At 67.1% G+C, this 9,276-nt stretch carries 8 protein-coding genes; 5 read left to right on the forward strand and 3 right to left on the reverse strand.

Annotated features, from left to right (window positions below; genetic code table 11):
* Positions 1-90: 90 nt before the first annotated feature.
* On the forward strand, positions 91-1,995 hold the full coding sequence (gene kefC / locus ACSQ3D_RS10670) for a glutathione-regulated potassium-efflux system protein KefC (RefSeq protein WP_436126854.1): 1,905 nt from the start codon (positions 91-93) through the stop codon (positions 1,993-1,995).
* Positions 1,996-2,123: 128 nt separating this feature from the next.
* Here the strand turns inward: kefC and ACSQ3D_RS10675 are convergent, their stop codons facing one another.
* The 3 genes from ACSQ3D_RS10675 to ACSQ3D_RS10685 all read right to left on the reverse strand — a co-directional run bounded on the left by ACSQ3D_RS10675 (position 2,124) and on the right by ACSQ3D_RS10685 (position 4,369).
* Positions 2,124-2,609, reverse strand: a complete 486-nt coding sequence (locus ACSQ3D_RS10675) for a hypothetical protein (protein WP_436126855.1) — start codon at positions 2,607-2,609, stop codon at positions 2,124-2,126.
* Positions 2,610-2,720: 111 nt separating this feature from the next.
* Complete coding sequence (locus ACSQ3D_RS10680) at positions 2,721-3,686, reverse strand: hypothetical protein (protein ID WP_436126856.1); 966 nt, start codon at positions 3,684-3,686, stop codon at positions 2,721-2,723.
* Positions 3,683-4,369: a hypothetical protein gene (locus ACSQ3D_RS10685; protein ID WP_436126857.1), complete on the reverse strand. Its 687-nt coding sequence runs from the start codon at positions 4,367-4,369 to the stop codon at positions 3,683-3,685. The genes ACSQ3D_RS10680 and ACSQ3D_RS10685 overlap by 4 nt, the downstream gene beginning before the upstream one ends.
* Before the next feature lie 165 nt (positions 4,370-4,534).
* Between ACSQ3D_RS10685 and ACSQ3D_RS10690 the strand changes: the two genes are divergently transcribed.
* The 4 genes from ACSQ3D_RS10690 to ACSQ3D_RS10705 all read left to right on the forward strand — a co-directional run bounded on the left by ACSQ3D_RS10690 (position 4,535) and on the right by ACSQ3D_RS10705 (position 9,273).
* Positions 4,535-6,718 carry a TonB-dependent siderophore receptor gene (locus ACSQ3D_RS10690; protein WP_436126858.1) on the forward strand — a complete coding sequence of 728 codons (2,184 nt, stop codon included), beginning with the start codon at positions 4,535-4,537 and terminating at the stop codon, positions 6,716-6,718.
* A gap of 35 nt (positions 6,719-6,753) precedes the next feature.
* Entirely contained in the window at positions 6,754-7,914 is a 1,161-nt protein-coding gene (locus ACSQ3D_RS10695) for a PepSY-associated TM helix domain-containing protein (protein WP_436126859.1), read from the forward strand.
* A 157-nt stretch (positions 7,915-8,071) separates the two neighbouring features.
* On the forward strand, positions 8,072-8,926 hold the full coding sequence (locus ACSQ3D_RS10700) for a hypothetical protein (RefSeq protein ID WP_436126860.1): 855 nt from the start codon (positions 8,072-8,074) through the stop codon (positions 8,924-8,926).
* Entirely contained in the window at positions 8,923-9,273 is a 351-nt protein-coding gene (locus tag ACSQ3D_RS10705) for a hypothetical protein (RefSeq protein WP_436126861.1), read from the forward strand. Before ACSQ3D_RS10700 ends, ACSQ3D_RS10705 begins: the two co-directional genes overlap by 4 nt.
* Positions 9,274-9,276 lie beyond the last annotated feature (3 nt).

Consider the following 9,276-nt stretch of genomic DNA (forward strand, 5'->3'; position numbering starts at 1 on the left):
CCGCACAGGCCCGCTCGTATGTTCCGCACACGCTCCCCCACACCTTGAACAGGCCACGGCTTTGGCCGTCGCCCCAGCCTTTATTCAGACATGGAACACGCCCCCACCTGGCTCACCTACGGCTTCCTGTACCTCACCGCCGCGGTGCTGGCCGTGCCCATTGCCAAGGCGCTGGGCCTCGGGGCCATCATCGGCTACCTGGCGGCGGGCATCGCCATCGGGCCCTGGGGCCTGGGGCTGGTGAGCAACGTGCAGGACATCCTGCACTTCGCTGAATTCGGCGTGGTGTTGATGCTGTTCCTCGTCGGGCTGGAGCTGCAACCGAGCCGCCTGTGGGCGCTGCGCCGCCCCATCTTCGGCACGGGCTCCGCGCAGGTGCTGGGCTGTGCGGCCGTGCTGTTTGCGCTGGGTGCCCTTGCCGGACTGCCCTGGCGCGTGAGCCTGGTGGGCGCCCTGGGCCTGGCCTTGTCATCCACCGCCATCGCGCTGCAGTCGCTGGCCGAGCGCAACCTCATGCGCACCCAGAGCGGGCAAGCGGGCTTCTCCATCCTGCTGTTCCAGGACGTGGCGGCCATCCCCATCCTGGCGCTGCTGCCGGTGCTGGGCGCCGCTGCGGGCGACGGCGCGGGCCACACGCCGGGCGAGATGGCGCTGGAGGTGCTCAAGATCGTGGGCGTGATCGCCGCCATCATCCTGGGCGGGCGCCTGCTGCTGCGCCCCGTGCTGCGCTGGATCGCCAAGAGCAACACGCCCGAGATCTTCACCGCCGCTGCGCTGCTGCTGGTGGTGGGCATCGCTTACCTGATGGTGATGGTGGGCCTGTCGATGGCGCTGGGCGCCTTTCTGGCCGGCGTGCTGCTGGCCGACAGCGAGTACCGGCGCGAGCTCGAAGCCGACATCGAGCCCTTCAAGGGCCTGCTGCTCGGGCTGTTCTTCATCGCCGTGGGGATGAGCATCGACTTCGGCGTGATCCTGCGCTCGCCCGGCCTCATGGCCGCCATCCTGGTCGGCTTTCTCGCAGCCAAGGCGATCGTCATCTACACCCTGGCCAAGCTCGTCAACATCCCCTACCAGGAGCGCCCGGTGTTCACGCTGCTGCTGGCCCAGGGCGGCGAGTTCGCTTTCGTGGTGTTCCAGGCCGCCGCCGGTGCCAGCGTGTTCCCGGCCGAGACCGCATCGCTGCTGATCGGCGCGGTGGCGCTGTCGATGCTGATCAGCCCGCTGCTGCTGGTGGTGCTCGACCGGGCGCTGCTGCGCCGCTACGCACACGTCAAGGCCCCCGCGGCCGAGGAAATCTCCGAGCCGCAAGAGGCGCCCATCATCATCGCGGGCTTCGGGCGCTACGGGCAGATCGTCTCGCGCGTGCTGCTGGCCCAGGGCTTTCGCACCACAGTCCTGGACCACAGCGTGGAGATGCTGGAAGTGGCGCGCACCTTCGGCTACCGCGTGTTCTACGGTGACGCCACGCGCCTGGACCTGCTGCGCATCGCGGGCGCCGAGCACGCCCGCATCCTGGTGGTGGCGGTGGACGACGCCGAGCAATCCCTCAAGATCGCCAAGCTCGCACGCGAGCACTTCCCCCACCTGCAGATCGTGGCCCGCGCCCGCGACGTCACCCACTGGAACAAGCTGCGCGACGCAGGCGTCACGCTGGTGCAGCGCGAGCTGTTCGAGTCCAGCCTGCAAAGCGCGCACACCGTGCTGGAACTGATGGGCCTGAAACCCGCCGAAGCCACCGCCATCGCCCAGCGCTTTCGCGCCCACAACATCGCGCTGGCCGACCGCATGTACCCCCACCACAAAGACCGCGCCAAGTTCATCGCCGTGGCGCGCGAAGGGCGCAACCAGTTCGCGGAGCAAATGGCGAGGGAGCGGCAGGAGAGCGCGGCGTTGGATGCTGCGGGTGGCGCGTATCCGGGGTATGGCGCGGCGGAAAGTAGGGATGGTGGTGAAGTGCCTGCCAGCATTCAAAAATTGGATGAAAACAAGCCCTAGCCCTGATCACCGAAAATTCATATCGCCAAGCATTGCGCTTTGGCAACTGGTGCAGTCAGAGTTCTGCGCGCCGCATACGGAGAATGGGTGTGGTTTGAGATGGGTCTGGCTGGGATCCATTCCACCGACTATGCAGATAGCGTTTTCTGAAAAGCTTTGAAGTCTTCGGAGAGGCTTTTTTTGAAACGGTCTGTCGTGCGTGACTCTGGCTTCCAGCGGTCCGTTTTGGCCAACCACTGACGGAAATTCGCCCGCATAAACATCTGCCCCGAGTCTTTAAGATCCATGTCGGAGAGGTAAAAGTGCTCGGGCTTCTCTCGATACCTCGTGACCAAGCTCACAGTTGCAAGACTCATTTCATCCAAGGCCTGCGCAACGCCCAAGGAGATGCACAGCGCCCTATCCCGATAAGCTGTGTTCTTGTTGCGCGGAAGGAGCAGAGGATTTGAGAGGTAGAGATCCCCAAACTTCCGGCAGAGAGCGTCATGCAACTCGGTGAGGGTCTTGTCGGTTGCCTCCCTGACGCAAGACATGCAGACACCCTGGGCCGCCTTCAGAGTCTCTTCGAGCGCTAGCCGTCCGCACGCGCTGCAAACCCCACGAGCGGGTTCCATAGAAATCTCCCGAAGTAAAAATGCGATCTTGGTCCAGCAGCTTTTGGGGCTGCATGGAAAGGCTCCGTTCAAATAGCACAGCGCCCATGGCAGGGTTCGGACGCTAAAGAATCAACGGCCAGCAGGCTCCAGCGTCAACACATGCAGCACCGCACGCTGATCCGGCACAACCTCGACATCGGTCCAACCGCCCACGCCAGCGGGACGCGCATGGCCCCGTGTGCAGGCTGCCACCAGCGCGACCCCTGGCTGCGGCTGCACGGTCAGGCGCACCGGCGGTGGAGTGCGGTCTTGTGCGCCCACGGCAATCTCGTAGCGCTTGGCGATGAACTGGGCAGAGCGGCCGAACCGTGTGCCCAGCGCGCGCAATGGCGCGTCCGCCAGGCAGTAGCGCTGGCGCAGGTTGGCTTTTGCCAGCGCCTGCTGCGTCATCAGGGCGTACCCGGGGCGCAGCCGGTAGCGGATGTCCAGCGTCTGGCCCGGTGACACGGCAACGCCCAGCGTGCGCTGCGCGCGCCACTGGGCGAGGTGGTCGGTGCCCGAGGTGCCCACAGCACCTGCGCGGACCAGTTGAGCGAGCAGGTCGGCAGAGATGCCTTCGGTGGGGACGAACGGGGGCGTGTCGGCGATCAGCCAGGGGTTGATGCCGGCCTGTTGCAGCAGGGTAGAAACATCCACGGCGCCTTTGCCTGCCACTGCCTTGACGGATTCCGTCAGGGGAACAGGCTGCCCCGCGCTGAGAACACGCAGCTCGGGAAAATGGCGGTCCGGGTACGTTTCCGAATCCCCCAGCCAGCCGTACAGCGGGCCTTGAATCACCCACTGCGCTGGCGCTGGCCGTGTGGGTTGAGCCGTCAGCGAGACGGTCACTTCACCCCCCTCCATGCGCACCGCGCTGCGGGCGATCACGCTGCGTGGCGATGAATCCTGCGGTGCAGAGAGCATGCGGGGGGCGACTCCCTCGCTGGTGTCGTCGGCCATGGCGGCGTGGCCCAGACACAGGCTGCCGATGACCGCTGCGGCACAGCGGGCAGCGGCGCGCAGCCGCGACGAACGCTCATGAATTGCAACGGTCATGGCGCAGTGGTCTGGTAGCGGTAGACCTTCGGAGGGTCGGGCCGCCAGTACCGCAAGGATGCAGGCATGTAGGCCGGTCCGTTCGGGCGGGTGGCGGTGAAGATGTCGTTTTGCTGCGTCCAGCTCCTGCCGCTGGCGTTGACGCGCGCGGTGGTGGCGTCTTCCTTCTGGAGTGCGGAGCCTGCATAGATCGCCATGTGGTTCGGCCAGGACAGCACATCGCCCACCTGCATCGGCTCATCGGACGCCAGCAGGCGAAACAGCCCCGACTGCCGCGCATAGGTGGGAAAGGTACCCGAAGGCTGATAGTCGTAAGGAAAGCCTGCCGCGCGGTAGATAAGGAAGGTTGTCCCGCTGCAGTCCGCGGCCACTCCTTTGACGGACGAAGAGCCCCGCAGCGAATAGGCGGTTCCTTTCCAGGTCGCAGCCTCCTTGATCAACGGAAGGGCCTCGTTGGCGGTGATATCGCGCCTTGTCGTTTGCGTCATGTCGGAAAGGTTTTGGGAAGTGGATGCACAGCAGACACCTGGGCTGCACTGAGCGTGCAGTAATGCAGCCAGCTCGCCCTCGCTCGGTGCGTTTGCAAAGCCCGCGATGGTATCGGCCGGAACCGCTCTTTTAGCGCTGCAATTCGTTGGAATGTGTGCCACATCCGAAACATTTGCAGCAAACTGCTTCTGCATTAAAAAACGCCGTCAAGCGCTCATCCCAGCACATCCCTCCCCTGTGCCGCCTTATCAAACAAGAACTATTCGCATTACAATCAGCATCCGACAGCAAGCCGACGTCCCGACCCAGTGATGTGAGCCAGCACCTTTCGTTTTTCCGCTCACACCAACGGGATCCCCATGTCTTTTCAGCTTCCGCACGCTGCGGCTGTGTCTACTTCGCCGCGGGCATCGCGCGCGCGCCCGCGGCAGGCCGCTATCCTCGCATTGACGCCGCTGGCCTTGTGCCTGGCCCAGGCCGCCGCCGCGCAGCAGACGGCCCCTGCAGCTCCAGAGGCCGCCTCCCCCAACGCTACCGCCCCCCAGCTGCAAGAAGTCCGCATCAACGCCAGCACCGAAAAGGACATGGGCTTTGCCCCGGTCGAGGCCCAAACCGCCGGCAAGGCGCCCATGCGCCGGCTGGAGACTCCGCAGTCGGTGAGCGTGGTCACGCGCGAGCAAATGGAGTCGCGCCAGATCGTGAACGTGCAGCAGGCGCTGCAGACCGTGGCGGGCGTGAGCCCCGTCAACTTCGGGCGCCGGGGGTTCGACGACATCAACATCCGCGGCTTTCGCTCCACCGAATCCATCCTGGTCGACGGCCTGGTGCAAAGCCCCGGCATGTGGGCCAAGCTGCAGCCCTACGGCTACGAGCGCTTCGAGGTGCTCAAGGGTTCGGCGTCGGTGCTGTACGGTCAGGTGCAGCCCGGCGGCATCGTCAACGCGGTGAGCAAGCGGCCCAAGAAGGACGCGCTGAACGAGGTGGGCGTCGAGGTGGGCAGCTTCGGCCAGCGCACGCTGCAGGCCGACGTGAACAAGCCGCTGTCCGAATCGGGCAAGACGGCGCTGCGCATCAATGCGCAGGTGTCCAACGCCGACGACCCGACGCAGTTCGTCTACCGCAAGGACCGGTGGTTCGCGCCGTCGCTCTCCGTCGACCTGGGCGCGCAGACCGACCTGGTGCTGTTTGCCACCTACAGCCGCAGCGAGTGGATGCGCCAGCAGGGCATCACGCCGTACGGCACGCTGCTGCCCAACCGCAACGGCACGCTGTCCCGCACGATGTTCACCGGCGACCCTGCGTTCGGCGTGTACGACGTGGAGAGCACCACGCTGGGCTATGCGCTGGAGCACAAGGTGTCCGACGCGATGACCTTCCGCCAGAACGTGCGCTACGAGACCGAGAAGGGCACGGGCAACTTCGTCTCCAACCAGGCGCTGCAGGCCAACCAGCGGCTGCAGAACCGCCAGGCCTCGCGCCAGTACATGGACTACGACCTGCTGGCCACCGACACCTCGCTGCTCACGCGCTTCGAGGCGCTGGGCGCCAAGCACCAGATCGTCACGGGCCTGGACGTGCGCAGCGGCCACAGCCTGCTGGCCAGCCGCACCTGCCGCATCGGCGCGCTGGATTTGTTCGCGCCCGTCTACGGCATGCAGGCCGTCTGCCCCACGGCGCTGACCAGCGACGCGCCCGCCAAGCTCACCGTGGCCGGTTTGTATGCGCAGGACCAGATCAAGTTCGGCCAGGGCTGGACGGCCCTGGTGGGCCTGCGCCGCGACTGGTCCACCAACGACACCGACAACCGCGTGGCCAACACGCAGACGCGCCAGAAGGACAGTGCCACCACGCTGTCCGCCGGCCTGGTGTATGAGTTCAAGCCCGGCTGGGCCGCGTACGGCAGCTACGGCGAATCCTTTCTGCCCCAGTCGGGCCTGACGTTTGCAGGCTCGCCTTTCGTGCCCGAGACCGGCAAGCAGTGGGAAGCCGGCGTGAAATACGAGTCGCCCAATGGCCAGCTCACCGGCGCCCTCGCCGTCTTCGACCTGGTGCGCGAAAACGTGACCACGGCCGACCTGGCAAACACCGGCTTCAGCGTGCAGACCGGCCAGCAGCGTGCGCGCGGCCTCGAGGTGGAACTGGGCGCAGACATGAAGAACGGCTGGAAGCTGACCAGCGCCTACACCTACACACAGACCAAGGTCACGCGCGACAACAACGCCGCCATCGTGGGCCTGCCGCTGAACCTCACGCCGCGCCACACGCTCACGGCCTGGGCCACCTACAAGCTGCCAAAGGTCCAGCGCATCACGCTGGGCATGGGCGGGCGCTATGTCAGCGAGCAGATCGGCTCCTACCCGTTCACGCTGCCGTCGTATGTGGTGGCCGATGCGTCCATCAGCTACGCGGGCGACAACTACCGCGTGACGGCCGGCGTGAAGAACGTGTTCAACAAGGCGTACTACGACGGCGCGATCAATGCCAACGTGGTCTCGCCCGCGTTGCCGCGCAGCTTCAACCTGGGCGTGACGTATTTCTTCTGACCGCAGCGCCATCACTCCGCCACCGCCAGCCGACCATGACCAGCCAGCGCACCCTGAACCGCCTTTTCGTGCTGCACTCCTGGGCGGGCATCGTCACGGGGCTGCTGCTGTTCATCGTGTGCTTCTCGGGCGCGGTGGTGGTGTTCAAGAACGAGATCGACCTGTGGGCCAACCCGTCGCTGGCGCAGTTGCCACGCTCTGACAAACCCGCGTCGCTCGACGTGGTGCTGACGCAGTTGCACACCCGCTACCCCGGCGCCACGGTGGAGACAATCGCGCTGCCCGATGCGGTCAACCCGAGCTACTTCGCCTTCGTGCGCGAGCGCGGAGCGCCGGCCAGCACGCGGACCAAGGTGGCACTGCGCTCGGACACGGGCGCGGTGGTGGGCCCGGTGGACAGCCAGCTCGGCCAGTACCTGCGCATGCTGCACGTGTTTTTGTTCTTCGGGCCGCGGTGGATCGTGGGCTTTCTCGGCGCGGCCATGCTGGTGCTGATCGTCACGGGCATCGTCATCCACCGCAAGATCCTGGCCGAGCTCTTCACCCAGCGCTGGGGCCGCAGCTTTCGCGTGGTGATGTCCGACCTGCACAAGTCCGCGGGCATCTGGGGTTTGTTCTTTCACATCCTGATCGCCACCACAGGCGCGTGGATGGGCCTGGCGCCGCTGTTCGAGCAGGGCTACAAATACGTAAGCACCGCCAACAGCAACACCAGCGGCACCGATGCCGCCAAAGCCCCCAAGCCTGCGCGCAAGGCCGCGGGCGATGCCGCAGAGCCCGTGCAGATGCAGTCGCTCGATGCCCTGTACGCCACCGCGCAGCAGGCCGTGCCGGGGCTGGAGGCGCGCTACGTGTCGATGCGCCGCTGGGGGACTGATACCGCTGAGGCGGGCTTCACCGGCAACCTGAGCGACCACCTGGCCAGCACCGCGCGGGTGGACATCAACGCCGCCACCGGCGTGCCCAGGAAGGTGCACGACCCGCGCACGGCGGGCTTCTGGTCGCTGGTCAATGGCCTCATGGAGCCGCTGCACTTTGGCGACTTCGGCGGGCTGGCGCTCAAGTGGCTGTATTTCTTGCTGGGCATGACGCCCGCGTTCCTGTCGATCTCGGGTACCTTGATCTGGCTCGACGCTCGCCAGCAACGCCGGCGCGAGGCCGAGGCCGCAGGCGGCGGCATCGCTGCGGCGAGTTGATGGTCATTGAACCGGTCACGCTGGGCCTGCGGAAGCGCCGCGCCAGACTTCGACAGGCTCAGCCCGAACGGTATTGAATGATTGAAAGCCCGTCTTTGCGAGGCCCATCCACTCCCATGTCCACCTCCAGGCCCCCCATTCGTTTTTCTCCTTGACCATGCAACGCTTCTTCCTGGCCCTGCACGCCACCACGCCCGCCGCGCTCGTCGTGGCGGTGTTCGTGCATTTATGGGGGCCTTCCGGCCTGCCTTCGCTGGCGCAACGGCCGGTATGGGCGACGTGGGTGCTCATCGGCGCGTGGCTGCTGATGTCGGGCATGGCCGCATGGACGCTGCGCACGCTCGCGCTGTGGCGCGTGGCGCTGGGCGGTGCGGGTGCCATGCTGGCCATCGCCGGCGTCGTGGGCCTGGCGCTGGGCAGCGCGCACGCGGTGGGCATGTGCGCCAGCCTGCTCGCCGTGGGCTTGGCGTTTGCGGGCATCGCCGCCTTCATCGGGCCGCCGCGGGTGCAGGCCCACCGGCGCAAGGCAGCGCGCCACGCCACAGTGGCCACATCGGGCCCGGCAGCGCACCCTGTCGCTCCCCGTTCGCGCTGGCACCCGCGCGGCTGGGGCCGCCTTGTGGTGCCGGCGCATCTGCCCTTCTGGCTGAGCGGCCTGCTGGCCGTGGAGTCTTTCCGCCTGGCCCACATCGTGGCCACCGAACCCGCGCGCTCGTCCGGCATGCTGGGCCTGCTGCTCGCCTTCTTCATCGCCCTGCCCGCCGCCACGCTGCGCCACTGGGCGCCGCGCACCACCGTGCTGCTGTGGGCGGTGGCCGCGCTGGCCTATGGCGGCCTGGCGGCCAAGGCCGGGCTGGTGCAATGGGCGGTGGCGTGTGCACTGTGCGCAGTGGCAGCCGGGGCCCCACTGCTGCTGCGCGCGCGGCGGGCACTGCGCTGGCGGCGGACGGGCAGTAACGCGCCGCACCCACCAGCCCCAGCGGCGGACCCTCACCCCCCGGAGGCTGCATGAACGAATTCACCGGCCTGTGCGCCGCAGTCGCTTCGCTGATGGCCCTGACCTGCTGGGCGCGCAGCGTGCCCACCCGCGCGTGGGGCGACGGCAGTCCCGCACCCCGCCGCGCCTGGGCCGTGGCACTGGCCACCGTCGTGCTGCAGGTGCTGACCGCGACTGCAGCGGCGGGGCTGGCGGCAGGGGTCGCCCTGGTGGTCGCCGCCTGGATGGTGCTGGGCTGGCTGCTGGTGCTGGCCATGAACCAGTGGCCCACCGCCAGCCTGCAGTGGGCTCGCCGGCTGGGCGCGCTGGGCGGCGCGGGCTGCGTGCTGGCGCTGGCGTGGCACTTCTTCTTCCAGGCCTGAGCC

It is taken from the genome of Acidovorax sp. LjRoot117, assembly GCF_964252695.1.
GTDB lineage: Bacteria > Pseudomonadota > Gammaproteobacteria > Burkholderiales > Burkholderiaceae_C > Acidovorax.